The 18,932-nt window shown below is 63.2% G+C and carries 9 protein-coding genes; 4 read left to right on the top strand and 5 right to left on the bottom strand.

The window, feature by feature from the left end; genetic code table 11:
* Window positions 1-27 precede the first annotated feature (27 nt).
* Entirely contained in the window at window positions 28-822 is a 795-nt protein-coding gene (locus tag ACP8JZ_RS05005) for a hypothetical protein (RefSeq protein ID WP_306516895.1), read from the top strand.
* 71 nt (window positions 823-893) lie between these two features.
* Here the strand turns inward: ACP8JZ_RS05005 and ACP8JZ_RS05000 are convergent, their stop codons facing one another.
* Both ACP8JZ_RS05000 and ACP8JZ_RS04995 read right to left on the bottom strand, forming a co-directional pair.
* Window positions 894-1,121: a DUF3107 domain-containing protein gene (locus tag ACP8JZ_RS05000; protein WP_023035230.1), complete on the bottom strand. Its 228-nt coding sequence runs from the start codon at window positions 1,119-1,121 to the stop codon at window positions 894-896.
* Window positions 1,122-1,269: 148 nt separating this feature from the next.
* The gene (locus ACP8JZ_RS04995) at window positions 1,270-2,118 is read right to left on the bottom strand and encodes a PP2C family protein-serine/threonine phosphatase (protein WP_306516896.1); all 849 of its coding nucleotides are present in this window, start codon (window positions 2,116-2,118) and stop codon (window positions 1,270-1,272) included.
* A gap of 184 nt (window positions 2,119-2,302) precedes the next feature.
* On the opposite strand from ACP8JZ_RS04995, the gene ACP8JZ_RS04990 reads away from it, so the two are divergent.
* Genes ACP8JZ_RS04990 through nudC form a run of 3 tightly spaced genes read left to right on the top strand, consistent with a single transcriptional unit; the run spans window position 2,303 to window position 9,968 of the window.
* Window positions 2,303-5,704: a PD-(D/E)XK nuclease family protein gene (locus ACP8JZ_RS04990; protein ID WP_484482191.1), complete on the top strand. Its 3,402-nt coding sequence runs from the start codon at window positions 2,303-2,305 to the stop codon at window positions 5,702-5,704.
* On the top strand, window positions 5,701-8,952 hold the full coding sequence (locus tag ACP8JZ_RS04985) for an ATP-dependent helicase (protein WP_323458897.1): 3,252 nt from the start codon (window positions 5,701-5,703) through the stop codon (window positions 8,950-8,952). Before ACP8JZ_RS04990 ends, ACP8JZ_RS04985 begins: the two co-directional genes overlap by 4 nt.
* The gene (gene nudC, locus ACP8JZ_RS04980) at window positions 8,949-9,968 is read left to right on the top strand and encodes an NAD(+) diphosphatase (RefSeq protein WP_484482190.1); all 1,020 of its coding nucleotides are present in this window, start codon (window positions 8,949-8,951) and stop codon (window positions 9,966-9,968) included. Before ACP8JZ_RS04985 ends, nudC begins: the two co-directional genes overlap by 4 nt.
* A gap of 435 nt (window positions 9,969-10,403) precedes the next feature.
* Here nudC and recD read toward each other — a convergent pair whose 3' ends face one another.
* From recD to ACP8JZ_RS04965, 3 genes are read right to left on the bottom strand one after another with little or no spacing between them, the layout of a single operon-like run.
* Window positions 10,404-12,332: an exodeoxyribonuclease V subunit alpha gene (recD, locus tag ACP8JZ_RS04975; protein WP_484482189.1), complete on the bottom strand. Its 1,929-nt coding sequence runs from the start codon at window positions 12,330-12,332 to the stop codon at window positions 10,404-10,406.
* Window positions 12,322-15,693, bottom strand: coding sequence for a UvrD-helicase domain-containing protein (locus ACP8JZ_RS04970; RefSeq protein ID WP_484482188.1), 3,372 nt, complete (start codon window positions 15,691-15,693; stop codon window positions 12,322-12,324). Before ACP8JZ_RS04970 ends, recD begins: the two co-directional genes overlap by 11 nt.
* Entirely contained in the window at window positions 15,690-18,857 is a 3,168-nt protein-coding gene (locus tag ACP8JZ_RS04965; protein ID WP_306516902.1) for an exodeoxyribonuclease V subunit gamma, read from the bottom strand. Before ACP8JZ_RS04965 ends, ACP8JZ_RS04970 begins: the two co-directional genes overlap by 4 nt.
* Between the last annotated feature and the right edge of the window lie 75 nt (window positions 18,858-18,932).

Raw genomic sequence — 18,932 nt, 5'->3', positions numbered from 1 at the left:
CGAGCCGCAGAGCCCTAGCCTGAAGGGGTGGCAAGCATCGACACCGCCCCTTACGCGGCAGCAACGACGTTCTGGTCCATCGTCTGTTCCAGTGCGCTGACCCAGTTGGGTTCCGTGGTCTCGGCAATGGAACTGTGCCCAGACCTCGCCGACCGTTTCCTCATCGCCGATCGTGCCAAACAACTGTGTGAGGTGCTGGACGAGGCTCGTCCACAGGTTGATGAGATCGGTGGCCTGCGTCGTGTGGAGCCGATGATCTCCTCGGTCGTCAGCTACGTCCCGACGACGACGTGGGTCCAGGCCCTGTTGCGTGACCACATCCTCTTCGGGCTGCAGCGCGACTTCATGACCCAGGTGGCCGATCGTATCGATCCCCTCATGCAGCCCCCGGAGTCCACCTGGGCACAGTTCTTCGCCCACGCCGAGGGGCGCAGGGCGCGGTTGGACGCCACACTGCGCAGGATCCTTGACGCCGATCCCCAGGGGACGGATCGCCATGCTGATGCCCAGGACGCCACCGGCCCCGTGCGGATGGACCAGGTGGATCGGCACGAGGGCTCCTCGCCGGACTCCGGTGAGGATCGTGACGACGAGGACACCCTCGGCAGCGGGATACGTGCCGAGGCCTCGGTCTTCGCCCGACGCTATGTGGGCGAGGTGCTGTCGGTGGCGCAACGTCTGGCAGCCGTCGAACAGGATCTCACCGTTGCGCTCACCGGTCGGGACCAGGACGACGATGACATCAACGCCGTCAACGAGATCATGGCCGATGTGCTGCACAGGAATGACGACCGGCTTGCTGATCTTGGCCTGGAGCCGTGATCGCCACCGGCGAACACATCGACCGTGAACTCACCGAGCAGGTGCTGGCGCACCAGCCCTGACCACCGTGGTCACAGTGTGCCGAACCCGACCTTGTGGGGATTGGCCTCGCCCAGATCGACATAGCCGATGGACCGCGACGGAATCAGGACCCGGCGACCCTTGGAACCGGCAAGGGCGAACACCCCGTGCTCCTCGGCCAGTGCAGCACGCAGCTGTGCCTCGATCTCCTCGGGGGTCTGCTCGACGTCCACGACGATCTCGTGGGGCATGTCAGTGATACCAATCTTGATCTCCATGCCTACAACCTAGTCGCACTGACGGTGTGATCGGGAAAATCGCGCTCGGGGCGCAGCAGTTCGCTCGCGGCGAGGCAGGCCATCCTGACCGGGGCAGGGTCCGCGTGGGGACAGGGTTCTCCAGACGGGGGCATCACCGGAGTGTGCTTCAGGATTCGTCGGTGAGATGGACGCAGGCCACCGTCGCATTGTCGTGACCGCCACAGGAGAGGGCGTGGCGGACGAGCCCCTCGGCGATCGTCTGGGCGTCCTGATGCGGTCCGGCACCATGCTGGTCGATGTGGCTCACCAGGGCTGCCAGATCGGCAGGGTCTGCGGCATAGTTCCACACCCCGTCACTGCACAGCAGCAACCATCCCGACCTGGTGGGTTCGTAGGCGACGACACGTGGGGTGATGTCGGTGGCCCGTGCCCCGATCCACTTGGTGATGGCGTGTGCCCCGGCACCATGCTCGGCACGATCCCGCGGTACCCCCATCTCTATCTGCATCTGGGCCACGGAATCGTCGGTGGTGAGTCGAACTGCCTTGCCGTCGCCGGGAAACCAGAACGCCCGAGTGTCTCCGATGTTGGCCACCACCACGCGCGAGGGGCCGTGTATCGCCGCGGCCACGGTGCAGGCTCCCACGGGCTCACCGTCACTGGTGACGATGCGTTCGTGGGCCAGGTCGAAGGCACCGGTGAACAGGGCAATCGTCGCATCGTCGCCGGTGGGAAGGCCGTCGCCCAGGGCGTCGGTGAGGTGCTGACAGATCGTCGTCGCAGCGATGTGCGAGGCGCGTTCGGCACCCGGGGTGGAGGAGACCCCGTCCGCCACGACAACCACCCAGTAGGGGCCGGAGGGGGCGAAGTCGATGCCTGCATAGTCCTGGTTCGTGGCGTGCCGCAGGCCAATGTCGGTCGCCAGACCGATTCTCGCGTCATCGGGCACCGATGCCCCGCGGTACAGACGCTCACGAGTGTCATGCCGAGGATCGTCGTCCTGTGGCATGGGCATGTTCTCCTCCTTGCACGGCAACGGGCGGGGGAACCAGTGGTTGGCCCTGCGTGCGCCTGGATGACGAATTGTGGGTGACGGACACAGTGTAGAACGTGGGTTGGGTTGAGCCAGTTTCATCAAGGACTCTGAACGTACCAGAGTGCTGCAAAAAGTGTCTCACCCTTCTGGTTCCATGGACGTCATGGACATTGAACTCACTGCGCAACAGCAGAACGCTGTTGACGACGATTCCGCGCTGGTGCTGATCCTGGGCGGTCCGGGTACCGGGCGTACCACCCTGTGCCTGCACAAGGCGGTGTCCTTCGTCGAGGCCGGGCACCGGCTTGACGAAGTGCTCATCCTCGCGCGCAGTCGAGCCACCGCACAGGCACTTCGGACCAGACTTCTCCTGCACCTCGATGGTGCCCACCTACGTCCGCAGGTGATGACGGTGCATGGATTCGCCCGAGAACTCGTCATGCCCCACGCCATGATGCCGCAGGCCGGGGAGTCGTCCGAGGGCGATTCAGCAGCTGCGCATCTGCTCACCGCACCGGAACAGGAGTCACTGCTACGAGAGGTCATTGACGCGGCAGATCGATCCGAATGGCCCGCGCAGTTCCAGGCCGCCTGCCACGACACGAAGTTCATCTCCGATGTGCGGTTCATGGCCGCCACCATCAGTCAGGCTGGTGTGCGAGGTGCTGAGCTGGCAGCCCAAGGGCGACGACTCCAGCGTGACGACTGGCGAGTCACCGGTGAGATCCTCTGCGAGTACGAGCGCCGGCTCGCCGAGTCCGGGGATTTCGACTACACCGGGCTCATCCATCGGGCAATCGACGTGCTGAGCAGTCCGACACGACTTGCCGAGGTGCGCGAGCGGATCAAACTCGTCATCTGCGATGACGTCACCGAGGTCGATCACTGCCAGACAGTGCTGTTGGGGCAGCTGAGCGGGGCGGGCATCCCCCTGTTCCTCACCGCCGACCCGGACCAGACGATCGGCACCTTCCGTGGTGCGCAGTCTGGACGCATCGACGGGCTCCTCGACGAACTCACCGGTCATGGGCGGCAACCTGCCATTCACCACCTCACCACCGACATGCGGTGCTGTGGAGATGTGCACGAGCTGGTCGAGAGGGTACGAAGCCAACTACCCGTCCAACCCACCGTGGACCTGCGGCAGATGCCGTCGGAACGCTGGTCGGGGGGCTCCGGGACATGTGAGTACCTCGAGGAATCCAGCAAGGCACGGCTGGCACGCTCCATTGCACGGCGCTTGCGCCGAGCCCACCTATATGAAGGAATCGCCTGGGAACAGATGGCCGTCCTGGCCCGCAACGGTTCGGACGTGGATGTCCTGGCCACCTTGCTGGCTGCTGAAGACGTACCGGCTTATCGGAGTTCCCAGGACGTCGTCCTGTCCGAGGTGCCAGCCGTCCGTGAACTGATCGTCGGGTTGCAGGCCGCCATCGATCTGGCCGAGGGATGCGATGATGACCACCAGCGACGCATGGTGGATCGTCTGCTCGACAGCCCCTTGTCGGCGACGACCCATGAACAGGTGCATCGGTTCCGTGCCTGGCTGGCTGTTCATGGCGGCTCGGTGAACTGGGCGGAGTTGACGTCCCTGCTTCGATCAAGGCAGACTGCAGGTCTCGATGTGCCTGGTGCGCCGGGAAACCTGCCAGAGACCCCGCACGGGCCCCGACACGTCGACGATGACTCTGACACCATTGCCTCGGGAGAGGACGCATCCACTTCTCAGACCTCGGACACCACTGATTCCCGCGATTCCGAGGTGCCCGTCCTCCCAGCAGAGTTGCGTCGTGAACTTTCCGGGGTGAGCGCCCTCATCCGTCGTATCGACATGGCTGCCGTGAATCTCAGGAAGAATGGACCGGTCGACATCTCCCTGTGGCGAGTGTGGGGTGGTGAGAGCGCCCCCAATTCCACGCTGCAGACATGGCCAGACGTCCTCAAGCAACGAGCTCTGGACGCCGACGCGACGGCCAACCGGGAGCTCGACGGGTTGTGCGCCTTGTTCGACATGGCTGGACGACATGGTGAGCACATCGGCACCCACGGAGCTCGTCAGTTCATTGCCGAGGCCCTGTCCGAGCAGACCCCCGCGGACCGGAGCCGGGAAACGGATCGCGATCGCAACGGGGTGTGCATCATGACCGCCCATCGTGCCAAGGAGACGCAGTTTGACCTCGTCGCCCTCTATGGGCTGGAGGAACAGTCGTGGCCCGCGATGAACCTCACGGGGTCCATGACGGGCGCGGATGTGTGGTCACCGGAGGAGCCGCTGCCGCCCCGGGACTGGTCCGAGACCCTCCAGTCGGAGCGACGGCTGTTCCTCACGGCATGTTCTCGAGCACGGCACGTCGTGGTGCTCACCGCTGTGCGCAATGACGAGGAGGGGGTCATCCCATCGCGGTTCCTCACCTCGGTGCGTGACCTGTGTCACGAAGAGGACAGCTGCGAGCAGAGTCGGATCAGTGCGGTGCCCAGACATGAGAACCTCGCAGATCTGATCGCAGATCTGCGACGCAGCGCTGTCGATGAGCAGCTACCCGTCACCCTGCGCAGACACGCAGCCCGTCAATTAGCGTGGTTGGCCGCTCAGAAGAAGGGTGATCGCCCACTTGCAGCTCACGCAGATCCCGACACGTGGTGGGGGCCGGGCATCGACCCAGTACGACAGAACGGTGAGTCGACTGGCAAACCAGACGTGTATCTCTCACCGTCGCACGTGGGGGAACTGCTCGACTGTCCCAGGCGGTGGTTCCTCAGCCACCGACTGGGTGCCTCGGGCACGATGTCTGCCAAGGCTCAGGCCGGTTCCCTGGTGCACCGGATCGCTGAGGAGAATGCCGAGCACTGGTCCCTGGATCGTGCCATGGATCAATTGGACGCTGAATGGGCGACGATCTCCTTCGACTACGAGTGGGAGTCCCGGGCTGTCCTCGAGAATTGCCGAGAGGGATTGCGACGACTCGATGGTTGGCTCATGCAGAGCAGTCACCGTGAACTGGTGGGCACAGAGGTGCCCGTCACACATGTCTTCGATCTGCCCAGCGCCGTGGTGCACATCTCGGGAAGTATTGATCGGTTGGAACGCGACGAAGCCGGAAACCACATCGTCATCGACTACAAGACCGGTACCAAGCTGCCAGGGAAGATGAATCCCCATGTCATCCAGGTGGCCATCTACCAAGCTGCACTGGCAGAGGGGGACGAGAACCGCAGACCTGTCGACGTGGGGCCTGCCGAACTCGTGTACCTCATGGATGAGCCCCACAAACGTGGGAAGGGAGCCACGGTGAAGCCGGTCTCACCGGTGGAGGCAGATCCGTGGCCAAGCGGTGGTGACTTCACAGCAGTGGCAGGGTTCCACGACTGGATCCGACATGACCTCGACAGAGCAGCTCGGGTCGTCCTCGGCGCGCAACGTGTGGCCGTGGAGAACCAAGGTTGCAGGTTCTGCCCGGTCCGCTCCGGGTGCCCAGCTCTCGTCCCACCTGATCCGGCCGTCGACGTGCCGAGAAAATCCGTATCCCCCGCAAAATCTGGTTCACAGGAGAGGAAGTCACGATGACCACGAGCCGTCCGGAGCCACAACCCACCACCCAGATGCTGGATCAGATGACGGAGCTGTTCGGCTTTCGCCCCTCCGACGAACAGGCCAGAGCGATAGCTGCCCCGCTGGAGCCGTCAGTCATCATCGCCGGAGCCGGTACCGGAAAGACGACGGTCATGGCCGCGCGTGTGACCTGGCTCGTCGCCAATGGGCTGGTGCGAGCTGATCAAGTCCTGGGATTGACCTTCACCCGCAAGGCTACTGCAGAGCTGCGTACCCGGGTGGGGAACAACCTTACCAAGGCTGGTCTGCTGAGGCCGGATGACCAGGAACCGACCGTCCTCACCTACGACAGCTTTGCGGCCAATCTGGTCTCCGAGTTCGGAGCATGGATCGGCGTCGACCCAGCAGCTCGGCTCATTTCGGACGCCCGCTGCACCCAGGTGGCCCTGGACGTGCTGCACGATTCTGAGAAGGTTCCGCCCCGCGCCGGACAGGTGACAGCCCGATCCATAGCCCAGGACGCCCTCTCGTTGTCTGAAAAGGCCTCATCGCATGGTGTGTCGATGGACGACATCCGTGCAGCCAATGACGCGTGGCGTCATCAACTCGACCAAGCTGCTCCCAACAATAAAGGCAATCCCTACAGTGACGTGATCAAGGCTCGAGAAGCGGCTGAGCAACGAGATCAGCTGATGGCCTATGCGCAGGCCTATCACGACCGTCTCGTCGAACGAGGGTTCTTTCGGTTCTCCGACCGTCTCAACCAGGCCATCCAGCTGGTTCAAGATTTTCCACAGATTGGCCAGGAGATACGGTCACGATATGCGGTGGTGCTGCTCGATGAGTACCAGGACACCTCTAGTTCCCAGGCACATCTGCTGGCGAGTCTGTTCAGCGGTTCGACACCGGAGGATGGCAGGGGCCATGCCGTCACGGCAGTGGGTGATCCATTGCAGGCCATCTACGAGTGGCGTGGAGCTGCCGCCAACAACATCCTGGATTTCCCACGAACCTTTCCCCACGCTGGCGAGCCTGATGCGTACGGCAATGGTCAATACTCGTTGACCCAGAATCGACGTTCGAACCAAGTGATTCTCGACTGCGCCAATGCCATCTCCAAAAGCATCAGATCTGACCCGAGGGTTGGAAATGTTGTCAAGGAACTGCGAGTCCCCGAGGACAACTACGTTGGACGAGAAGAATCACCCCTGCAGACGAACATGCCAGTACAGGTGCACACCTTTGACACCTGGGAGCAGGAATGTGAAACCATCGCGGACCAGATCGTCGAGGCACATGAGCGTGGCACGGTTGAGCAGTGGAAGGACATCGGCGTCCTCCTGCGCACGAATGCCAAGATTTCCGACCTGTACCTTGCCTTGACCGCACGTGAGGTACCGGTGTGTTTGGCGAATCTGTCAGCTCTGTTGCGGGTGCCCGACATTGCCCTGATTCACAGTCATCTACGGCTTCTGGTGGATCGGCGTGACAATGAGGCTCTGGCAACCCTGCTGACCGCACCGAGATGGGGGCTCACCACCAAGGAACTCGAACTGCTGCACAAGCATGCCAAGGCGATTGCACTGCATCGAGAGCAGCCGAGCGACGACATCGACCCCAACGCCCATCCCGACGTCTTCCTCGTCGACGCCGTGGACGATCCCGGGTTCATTGCGGACGAACCGCACCTTGCTCGCACCATCGCTGGTGTGAAACGTGAGATGGCACTCATCGAGTCCAGTGCAGCAGACTCCCCAGATGATCTGGTACTGCGTATCGCTGCTGTCACGGGGCTCAATGCAGACATTGCCGCCGATGAGCCGGATCGCCGCGACGCTCGGCGCCGCCATGTCGATGCCTTGTGGCGGGAAGTACGTCAAGCCTGTCTCGATGACTCGACGATGGGCCTCACCGGAGTCGTGGAGTGGATGCGTATCGAGGACGATGAAGGCAAGGGCCTTGACCGAGAACTTGTCGATCTTCCCGACGCCGTGGTCATCGCAACGGTTCATGCTGCAAAAGGTCTGGAGTGGCCGATGGTCTTCCTGCCATTCATGGTCGACACCGTTTTCCCGGACAACAAATCAGGGGATAATTTCCTCACCAAGTCGGCAGTCATTCCTCCTCAGGTGCGTGGAGACTCCAAGGCAATACCCCTGCCGGTGTCTGGTGATCATGGCGCTCTGAAGAAATACACCGAGGAGCTCAAGAAGAATGCTCGCGCTGCGGAGGATCGCCTGGCATATGTTGCGGTGACACGGGCCAAGTCCCAGCTCATCGTCTCGTGGCACAAATGGACACCGGGTCTCAAGCGGATACGCCGACCCAGTGACTACCTCACCACCATCCATGACACGATCGTGGCGATCCAGAGACAGGTCTTGGACCAGTACCCCCACGACGCCCCAGGTCGACAGCAGATCGTGAACCGCTACGAACAGATCGTCGCATCGCTGGACGAGGAGGAAGTGGCGGTGCCGACGAGCAGCGATCTACCTGCTGGACGACAGTGGCCACAGATTGCGAACCAGGACGAGGTGGCAGCCCGTCACCTGGTGACCGAATGGATTGCCGAGGGTCCAGATGTCGCGCTCCCGGCCCTTGATAATCCAGACGACGCTGACGTGGCCGATCAGTGGAAACATGATGCCGAAGTGCTCATCAACGAGGAACGACTGCGTCGAGAACACGTCGAGGACCTTCCCACCTCTTTGACAACCTCACAGCTCATGCAGATCGACCAGGACTACGAGGCATTCTTGGACCGGCTGCGTCGACCGATGCCGCAGCCGGTCAGCCGGGGGGCGACCGTGGGGTCGGTGTTCCATGAGTGGGTGTGCCACCGGTTGCGGCCCGATCTGTACCCCGTGTGGGAGCTCGCCCCAGGCGTCTCGGAACGAACGATCCAGCACCTGCAGGATCAGTTCGAGGCCAGTGCGTGGGCACGGCTGAAGCCAGTTGAGGTGGAGGAGCCCTTCGCCCTCAATCTCGCTGGGCACGTGGTGCGAGGCCGGATGGATGCGATCTTTGCCGATCCGCAGTGCGACGGCGGATTCATCGTCGTTGACTGGAAGACCTCACGGCCTGGCAAGGCTGATCCGATCCAGCTGTCGGTGTACCGGTTGGCATGGGCACAGGCCCTGGCGATTTCCCCGAATCGAGTTCGTGCGCTGTTCCACCACGTCGGTGACGGAGTCGATGCTGAACCCGCACAACTGTGGGACACAGAAGAGCTGAGCAGAGTTCTAGACTCACGATCATGACGACGTTCTGCACCCCGAGCCTTGACCGACGCTCCGAGAGTCGTGACGATCCAGCCGTCGTGGCCCAGTTGTGGGATGGGGAGAGTGCCCGACTGCTCCTCGTCGACGGTGATGACCAGGTACTCCTCGCCGGGGACCACCCCGGCAAGCTGGGACGTCTTGTCGGAGTGCCCACCGTGGGGCAGCGTGACGATCAGCGCCAGTACCTCCTTGGTGTTCGCGATGGTGTGGCCTGGTTCACCCAGCGGGTCGAGGACCTCGGTGTGGTGATGGGCCAGATGGATGATGCTGGTGGGGCGCGTCCATCCGGCCGATCCGATCGGGGCTCGTACTCGACGTCGGCATCATCGGCTCAGGGGTTGCGGGACGTCGCCCGGCCGGTTGCCGCACGCCAAGCAGTGCTGGATCGCTCCGACCAGGAACTGCTCTGGTCGGCATTGGCACTGCTCGCCTGGCATGAGAGCGATCCTACGTGCATACGGTGCCACGGTCGTACCGTCGTCACGGTTGGCGGGCTCAGTCGCCGTTGTGTCGACTGTGGTGCGCTGGTGTTCCCACGCACCGATCCGGCGGTGATCGTCGCGGTGCTCGATGACGACGATCGTCTCCTGCTCGCCAGGCAAGCCACGTGGGACCCCGGACGGATGTCTGTCGTGGCCGGATTCATCGAGGCGGGGGAGACGGCTGAACATGCCGTGGCACGAGAGGTTCGGGAGGAGACCGGCCTGGACGTACGCGCTGTGCGCTACCTCACCTCACAACCGTGGCCATTCCCACGATCGCTCATGCTCGCCTACGTGGCCCGAGCCACTGGTGAGGTTCGGGTGGACGGCGTCGAGCTGGCTGAAGGCGGTTGGTACACCACCGACGAGGTACGCCGACTCACGGCATCCGGGGCCATGGGCATGCCCTCGCCGATCTCGGTGGCGCGTCGTCTGGTCGAGGCGTGGCTGCATGGTGCGCTGCCTGTCCCGGAGAGTGACGTGGACCTACCCATGGTTGTGGGCCAGTCATGAGCGTGGGGATCGAGCAATGGTCTGGAGGCATGGCGACGGGTCATTGGAATCGTCGGCTGGATGGAGCCGAGCAATGGTCATGGGGGAGTGACGTAGCCGCCACTGATGGGGACCGGAACGTTGATGGGTTCTGGTGTCGACTGGGACATTGGACACTGGTGTTGCTGGGGGCACTGATTGGGTACAGGTGCTCACTGGGACGTTGCCGGGGTCTGGTGCTGGTTGGGCCATTGGAGGTACTGGTGCTGACGGGGTCACGGTTGCCGGGATTCAACGGGGGCCTCTGCACGCAGCTGCATGCAGGGGTCTCACGCTGCTCCAGGTTTCCCTCGTGTCAGTGATTGGTGCACGCAGCGCATGCAGAGGCCTCACCCCGACGTGACCACGGCTGCCAGCTTCGGGGTGCGGGGGTGAAGTGCGCGAGGCACCCCGTTCTCAGGTGTCGGAGCTGCTGATTCCTCCCTGCCTCATCCGCTGCCACTGACGTTTCAGCCCGGAGTTTCGCTGTGTGGGCTGTCCAATGGCTCGTCGGATCGATTCGCGGGTCCCCATGACTGTCAGATGTCGTCGTGCTCGGGTGATTGCGGTGTAGAAGAGCTCCCGGGTGAGCAGCGCCGAGTCCGGGGGTGGCAACACGACGGTGACGTCAGCGAACTGACTTCCCTGGGACTTGTGAACGGTCATGGCCTGCAGAGGGAACATGGTCGACAGCAGTGAGCAGGGGAGCCTACGACTCGAATTGCCTTTTCCCGGCAGGGCAACTGTGGGAACGGGCGACGTCTCGACGATGACACCGCAGTCACCATTGTTGACCTCGAATTGACGCATGTTGTGCGTCACCATCGTCGTCTCGCCCACGACCCACTGGCCCTGCCCGAGTCCTGGCAAGGTCAGTGACAAGGTCTCGACCATCTGGGCCGACCACGACGCCACCCCATAGGGGCCCAGACGGTGCGCGCACAGCAGACGGTGTCCATCGGCAAGCATCAGCGCCTCGTCGTCCGCACCAGCCGCTGCCTTCTGGCGGACGGCCTCTGCTGTGGAAATGATGGTTTCCTGCAACTCGGGAAGGCTCGACAAAGGAGTCTCAGCGGGGTCGGCATCGATGAAGGAGATCTGGTCAGGATTGGTGGTCAAGATCTCCAGTGCCTCATTGACGGCGTCGTCCAAGGTTTTTTCGTGCTCCTCGTACTGCACCGCCTCGGCCAATGCTGCAATGGCGCCGCCAGATCTGTGGTTGTGGGTGAGCTTGGACACCGGAAGCACTTCTCGGGCGAGCTCGCCGTCCTTGCTCCCGTCATCCTCCTTGCCCAGTTCACCGTGGGAGGCGACGATGTCGGGCAGGACGGACCCAGCCTCAACTGAGACCAGCTGATCCGGATCACCAACGAGGATCAGCCGGGTTCGCGGCCCAATAGCTTCGAGCAGACGAGCCATGAGGGACACCGACAGCATTGATGCCTCGTCGACGACGATGACGTCATAGGGCAACTGGTTGATCGTATCGTACCGGAACCCACCGCCCGGTCCTTGCCATCCCAGCAGCGAGTGAACCGTTGTGGCCTGTGAGGCAGTTGGCAGGGGTTTGAGACCCAAGGCATGGGATGTGTTGGTCACAGCGTCGCGTAGCCTGCTTGCCGCCTTGCCGCTGGGTGCAGACAGTGCTATCCGGCCCAGATGCGGATCGGCGTTGGCCAGTACGGCGAGGATGATGCACACCATGGTCGTCTTGCCGGTTCCGGGGCCGCCAGACAGAACGCTGACATTGTGTGTTGCAGCCGCTCGAACCGCGTCAACCTGGAACTCATCGAGCTGGAAGTGGGGGCGCTGTATCGTCTCCTGAACCTCGTCGAGCACCTGCCGGCACTGCTCGTCGGTAATGGAGGTTTTCTCGTGGGCGAGGTGCGCGAGTCGTGTGGCCACGGTCTGCTCGTCGAGCCAGTACCGTTCCAGGTACAACCGGTCTGAGTCCAGTCGGGCAGGACGTGCGTTGCTGGCAGATCTTCGATCAGCTATCGCAGGACTCCTCTGCAGGGTCAGCATCCAGTGGTCCGGATCGGGCCAGGTCATCTGTTCCACCTGCTCGATCGCAGCAGCAGTCTGCTCGTCCATCAGTCCGCGCAGGGCCGGATCGTCCAGCTGGGTGAGGATGGTCTCGCGTATCGTCCGGGGATTGAGAAAGACCGATCCCTGTCGCAGTTCGCGACTGGTCAATGCCAGGGCCAGACGTACCGATTCCTCGGACTCGTGACAGAGCCGGCACACCATCGTCGCAAGATGGATGTCGGCGGCTGACAGCACGCCCGCAGTGCACAACGTTGCCAAGGTCGGGCTGGCGGAGATGGGAACCACATCAGTGCTCATGGCGTCCTCTCAGAATGTCGCTGACGGCCACCACCAGGGCCGGATTCACTGACCACGTGAACACCCCATAGGGCATTGAGGCATCAGCTGGCGTGGCCAACCCTGCCATGGCGCGTACGAAGAGATACCCCACAGGCCCCAGGCAGGTGGCGGGATCGTACCCTGGCATCGTGTGTGACAGGTAGCGGTGCAGGGCTGCGCTGTAGAGCAGCGCCTGCAGGGGGTAGTGCGAGCTGATCATCATGGATGTCATGGTGGTGACGTCGTACGCACGTGGCTCAAGGGGTTGGCCTGCTGGTCGCGGCGCACGGTTGGTCTTGTAGTCGATGACGAGGAACCGTCCGTCGGGACGGCGTAGTACGGCGTCGATGGAACCGGTGAGATACCCGGACAGGACCGTGGAAGCTGCTGGTGAGGTTGCCAGAACCCTTCCATAGCTGGCGAGTGGGTCGTTCTCGGGCACCAGCGAACGGTCGCTGAGGGCTTGGGCAAGTGCACCGACCGTGTTGGACATCGACGATGACGGAGCCAGTCTCATCTCGAAGTCCAGCTCGGCGAGCCGGTCGGACGGCTTGAAGTCGGCGAGGCACTGGCCAGGTGCCAGTTCTCCCAGGTCGGTGTGCATGACGTCGACGAGGCCGGCTGCAAGGCTGGTTGCCCCGACACCGTCAATGGGCTCAGCACGCAGTTTTCGCGCGGTCCAGTTCGTGATCTCGGCAGACAGATCAGGAACCGAGGTGTCGACATGCTCGAGGATCTCGTGAACCACCAGTCCGAACGAGGTTCCGCCAGGCATGGTGCACAGCCCGTCACCGGTTGATGGGGAGACGTCCGGGGAAGTGCCCAGGGCATCCTCGTCCGGCTCGTCCTGGCCTGCCGAGGCGTCGACGAGGTCGGCCATCGATGATGTGGCACCGTGGATGCCGGCAGTCAGCCCCGAGTACGAGGTACGTTTCCACTGATGGTCGACGCTACGGGTGAATGTGGCCGGTGTCCCGCCGACGGGGGGGACGGGTAACTCTCGAGAAGGCGCTTCCGTCACCTCGACGGGTACCGCTTCGATCGAGGCCCCACCCACTCTCGGGCTCAGCCAGGGTGGTGAGACTGCTGCGTCGTCGACGGGCTCGGGGAACACGGGAGCCTCCGACCCGGCAGACTCCAGCGCGAGGAGCCGCTGCAGACCGGAGTCACCGATTCGGCCAGGTACTGGAGCCCACCACAGTCGTACGGCCGACTGGCTCCGGGTCAGCGCCACGTAGAGCTTGCGCAGCTCCTCGGCGAGAGCGTCATGGCGAATCTGTGCCCATGCCTCCAGTCGAGCAGGATCATTGACATCGGACAGGTTGAGAACGCGCCGTTCCCCGTCGAACCACACCAGGGGAGAGCCATCATCGCGCATGAACGTACGAGATGCCCGTTGCTTCCTACGAGTGCCTTCACCATTCTTCGAGATCCAGCTCAAGGTGGCGTCCGGCAGCAGGACGACGGGGAACTCCAGCCCCTTTGCCTGGTGAACCGTCATGATGGTGACGGCATTACGGTCGGTCTCCAGCCGGCGCGGTGTCTCCTGGGGCGCATATCTGGCCTGATCCTCGACCCATGCACATGTCTGGGCAGGCGTGGGCATGGTGGGCTGATCGCATGCCCACACATGCGTCTCCTGGGCGAGCTGTCGTAGGTCCGTGACGTAACGTTCCGCCTGCGGGCCGGTCAACATCGAATCCAATGAGCCCGGACGGTGCAGAAGTGATTCGATGACGCCCCATGGGCCCAGATTCGGCCAGGCAAGTGCCCAGTTGGCAATGTCCATGGCCAAGGCCGAGCGAAGCTGGGAGTCCTGTCGGGCCAGGTCATACGGTGCAGCACCGATGAGCCTCGACATGGCGATCCTGGAGATGACGGTGGGATCGGGGTCGTCCAGCGCCGAGAGCAGATCGAGGAAATCCGTGGCAGCAGGGGAGGACCACACCGAGGTGGAGCCAGTGAACACGGCTGGCTGGCCGATCTTTCGCAGCTCGTTCTGGATCTTGGTGCCCCGTCGTCTGGCGGTGACGAGCACGGCAATGTCACCGGCCTGCAACGGTCGGGACGGTTGGCCCTTCTCGGGCTGCCACTGGGATCTGCCGTCCAGCATGGCAGTGATTTGTGCTCCGACGTCCTTGGCGATGAGGTCCTCGGCCCTGCCGGAGGAAAGACGGGATCCATCGGATGCGGTGATGCAGCGAATCTGGACGGGGTACGACCAGTCGTAGCCATGGGGATCGGTGCTCTGGAGCCGGCGATGTGCGTGTCGGGCGCTGACCGTGGTGAACTCGATGCCCTCCGCACCCAGATGGGTGTGACGAAACAGCTGGTCCACCCCATCAACGATCCCCTGATCCGATCGCCAGTTCGTCGTCAGCTCGTAGGTGTGGTCCACCTGACGGGTGGCAGCCAGGTATGCATGGATGTCCGCCCCACGGAAGGCGTAGATCGACTGCTTCGGATCACCGATGAGCCACAGGTCACTACGTCCATGGAACGCCGAAGTCAGAATCTCCCACTGCAGGGGGTCGGTGTCCTGGAACTCGTCAACCATGACCAGATGGAACCGGTCGGCGAGCGTCGCGCAAGCCACTCGACCACGCTGCGTGGAGCCCAACGAGCGGGCCAAGTCCTCGATGAGGTCGTCGAAGGTGTGCAGCCCACCGGCCCGCATCCTGCGTGAGGACTCCGTGCGTACCGCCTCGGCAATGTCGAGACGTTCCTCGACACGCCGTGAGTCCGAGTCACGTTGCAGCTCGACCGTGCCGTACTGGGCAGCGACGGTTCGGGCAAGGCTCCTGATCGTGGCACTGCTCGGGGGTCTGGGGACGTGGCTGTAGCGGGAGAGGTACAGATCGGCCGAGACCTCATCGACCAAGGGAGTGGGATCGGCCAGCAGCGAGGAGCGCAGGTCGTGATCCGCCAGAACCCCGAGTTCGGTGAGCATCCGGGCGCAGAACTCATGCGTCGTCGCGATCGTTGCTGTGCTGAACCGCTGGATGGCACTTCGAGCACGGGAGAGGAACTCGTCCCTTCGCTCCCGTTGGGCGAGTAGGTGATGGTCCAGATCATCACGAGCGGGCAGACCAGACTCCAGCATCTCGGCGGTGCGGGCCAGTCGGGCATAGGTCCTGTGCCGCATCTGCCGTGCTGCCGATCTGTTGAAGGTCACCAGCAGGACCTGCGAGATGTCGACATCGCCCTCAAGAATTGCCCTGGTGACGATGGCTGTGATGGACCACGTCTTGCCCGTACCGGCACTTGCCCGCAGCAGTGTTGTTCCGTGCGGTACTTCTCCGGTGATGTCGAAGGCCTTGACCTCGTGGGGACTGGTCATCGGGATCTCCTACCGCGGGTTCGTGCCGTTGTGATCGGTGTCATGAGCCACCTTGCCAGATCGAGGGGGGAGGCCTCGCAGTGCTGCCGACACAGCCGCTCCAGGTCGCTGTAGTCAGCGCTGGCGAAGGGACTCCAGTTGGAGTCATGGTCCTCCTTCCACCCCGCCTGTGCCGGAGTGACCCATCGATTCGGGCGGTAGGGAAGGATCACCTCGGTCAGTGCCGCAGCCGTCCTGGCAGGCATGGGGAACAACTGCTGTGAAGACCACCACGCCACACGCACCAGACCAGCCAGGATGTTGCGTGCCTGCTGCGCATCAGGCGCCACCAGGATCTCAGGGTTCGCAGAGCGGGTCACCACTGCGGCACGCCAGCCGGTGACGTCCGGTTGCGCCACTGCCACTGCAAGAAGTCTGAGCCACGTCTCCAGCAGGGTACGTGGGCTGAGGTTGGCAGGACTCATACGCACGATGGTGACGCCATGGGCTTCGATCCGATCGGTGAGCAGCAGGGGACGGTACGGATCGGTGAGATGGCTGTCCACCCACGGCAGGTGTGGAACGTCACCGTCGGTGAGTTCGAGGTTGACGTCGATCACCTGGCGAGATGCACCGGCGACCAGGGTGGCTTCTCGGTCGACAATGCTCAAGGCCTCCTCGCCAGCCCGATTCAACGACTCGAGTCCCAGTACGCCGGGGGGCGTCGTCCCACGCAGCCGCTCGGCAGCGGTAGCGGTCCCGATGTCTGATCCGTGCGTCAGGTCTGCAAGGAGACGAGCTCGAATCTGGTACCTGTCCAGACCAGTGAGATAAAGAGGCAGCTCCTCGACGACGTCATCGGTGCGTTTGGCCGCGGGAGCACCAATTCGGGCTCTCAACACCGTGCGCGCTGGGTTGGACAGGGCGGTGGAGACATCGGCGCAGGAGTAGATCTGGGCCGGTGGATCGTTGGGTCTGGGTAGCAGGGAGGATCGCTCGACATCCTGCTGCGCATTCAGTTGGACTTCGGCCATCACCACGTCAAAACTTCGCCACGACTGCCCGGACTGATCGGCGAACTCATGGGGGGAGAAGGGTTGGAGCCCGTGGGAGATCAGCACGACGCCATCGGGCGATTCAACCCCATCGGATGATTCATGACGACGTGGCAGGCCATTGTCCCGGAGGGTTGAGACGAACGGTCCGAGGTCCACCTCGGAATTGGTCACGGGATCCATCTTCTGGGCCACGACGACGACCTTGCGCCGCGCAGTGGCCACGGCATCGAAGAGGTACTGGTGTCGCAACGCCATCGGGTCCGACAGCGGATCGGCTGGGTCACGCAGCCCACGCAACGGATCGGCGCCGATCTCGTCCTCATCGGGATCGACGAGGACGACGACATCATGGCTGATGCCGTCCAACTCCGCCGGGTCACTGATGTGGCAGTCGCCGTTGAACCAGGATGGGCGACGAGGACGGGTGCCGGACTGCTCATCGAGCAGGTCCGCGATGATCATGGCGTCGACCTTGCAGTGGGGGGCGACACGTGCCAAAACGTTGATCTGGCCAGTCGCAGCCTGCCTGGCCCACGGCATCTCTGCGGGTGGTGAGGTGAGATTGTCGATGAGAGTGGTCAGCCGGTCCACCCACTGTTGCATCGTGGCTGATGTGGCGGTGAGCACCATGGCATGTCGGACTCGGGAGACGAGTTCTGCCAGGGCCCCCACCAGCGGCACCGTGGGGGACCCGATGTCCCCGACCGCGGTGACCGTGTCGATGTGGGACGGCGGGTCGTCCGACATGGCCACGCCCAGCAACAGCCGCTCGATTCCGGCGAACCAGGTCGACTGACGAATCTCACCGAGACCCACGCGGGATCGGCTCTGGGCGTCCAGTCCCCAACGGATTCCCGAATCCATGACAAGACGACGAATCGTCCCCTGATCGTCCGCCGTGAATCCGAATCGTGCTGCAATCGCTGGCATGGTGCACAGGTCGAGGAGCTCGCCGGCGGTCTGGCGGGTTCGTGACAGTCTCAGTACCGTGCACACGGCTTGAATCACCGGATTGGGTGGAAGGTGGCTGCGTGCCCCACTGATTCGGCACTGTGCCAGGGGGTTCGTGCGACTGGTGCCATCGGATTCGGCGGCGTACGCGAACGCGCTGAGCAGATGCGCCTGTGGAGCATGGGTGGATGTCGTGATGGCGACATCGCGTGGCTCGATGTCGGGAAACTCCTGCAGCGCAGCACACACTGCTTCGGCACAGACCTCTGCTTGACGGTCCTCACCGTGACACAGATGCACCTCGACCTCGGCGGCGCCGGTACTGGTCTCGGGATCCGTGTGATCACAGTGGTCGTGGGCCTGCCCTCCACACTGCTGCACGCACTCATGCCACCGCAGATTCGTGTGCTCTCGAACCGAGTTGAACGGTTCCCACCGGGAGTGTTCCGCACATGCGGGAAGAAGGTGCAGCACCGTCACGGGAATGCGACGACTGAGCGCCTGCGCCAACGAATAATCCTGCCATTCCGGCGCTGCCGGTGAGATCCACACGCAGGACGGCCAACGCAACGGGGCAGCACCAAGAGCAGAACACAGCTGTGTCAGCTGTGTCATGGGGTCCGGGTGTCCATCGTCATGCAGCAGACGCCACACATGCGGCCACCACGCCTTGTCCCAGGGCAGGGCAGAGCCTTCGGCGTCGACGTCTTCACCGGCCCTCCACTGCTCCAACACTGCGGGTGAGTGGTGTATGAGCGATTGCAGAACTGCTGAGAACTGCTGGGCGGTCGTCCAGTCGGCATGGGCAATTCCTCTCACACGACATGCCTGTACATGCTCAGACACCGCCGCCATGTTGGGGTCGTCGGGTCTCAACAGATCGAAGATTCGCAGGGTCAGTGCCGAGCCACTCCACGGATCGACCTGCGGATCCATGTCAAGGAGGGACTGTGACAGCTCACGGCGCAGTGCACTGGCCGTTTTCCCCTGCAGCCCAGCAGCCACACCGACCTCGTCGGCCACCGCCTGCCCCACGGCCCGGGCATGAGCCGTGGAAGGACTGACGAGCAGCGGTATGGCAAAGGGATCCTCACGTGCTGAGGTGAGCAGTGCGACGGCGTCGGCGGTGAGGCCATCCCATCGCCGGTGTGTTCTCAGCTGCAGTTTCGTGTCCATCGGAATTCTCCAGACCCTTCCCTCATGGGGCATCGCCCATTCGGCTGTCTGAACTCTAGATGCAGGGGTGAGACA

This window comes from Cutibacterium sp. LaCa_286 (assembly GCF_057198075.1).
This window is presented reverse-complemented; position numbering and strand designations above follow the sequence as displayed.

Bases quoted from the DNA above. Each gene is read 5' to 3' on its own strand.
- ACP8JZ_RS05000 (WP_023035230.1), bottom strand. From the start codon at position 1,121: ATGGAGATCAAGATTGGTATCACTGACATGCCCCACGAGATCGTCGTG.
- ACP8JZ_RS04995 (WP_306516896.1), bottom strand. From the start codon at position 2,118: ATGCCCATGCCACAGGACGACGATCCTCGGCATGACACTCGTGAGCGT.
- ACP8JZ_RS04990 (WP_484482191.1), top strand. From the start codon at position 2,303: ATGGACATTGAACTCACTGCGCAACAGCAGAACGCTGTTGACGACGAT.
- ACP8JZ_RS04985 (WP_323458897.1), top strand. From the start codon at position 5,701: ATGACCACGAGCCGTCCGGAGCCACAACCCACCACCCAGATGCTGGAT.
- nudC (WP_484482190.1), top strand. From the start codon at position 8,949: ATGACGACGTTCTGCACCCCGAGCCTTGACCGACGCTCCGAGAGTCGT.
- recD (WP_484482189.1), bottom strand. From the start codon at position 12,332: ATGAGCACTGATGTGGTTCCCATCTCCGCCAGCCCGACCTTGGCAACG.
- ACP8JZ_RS04970 (WP_484482188.1), bottom strand. From the start codon at position 15,693: ATGACCAGTCCCCACGAGGTCAAGGCCTTCGACATCACCGGAGAAGTA.
- ACP8JZ_RS04965 (WP_306516902.1), bottom strand. From the start codon at position 18,857: ATGGACACGAAACTGCAGCTGAGAACACACCGGCGATGGGATGGCCTC.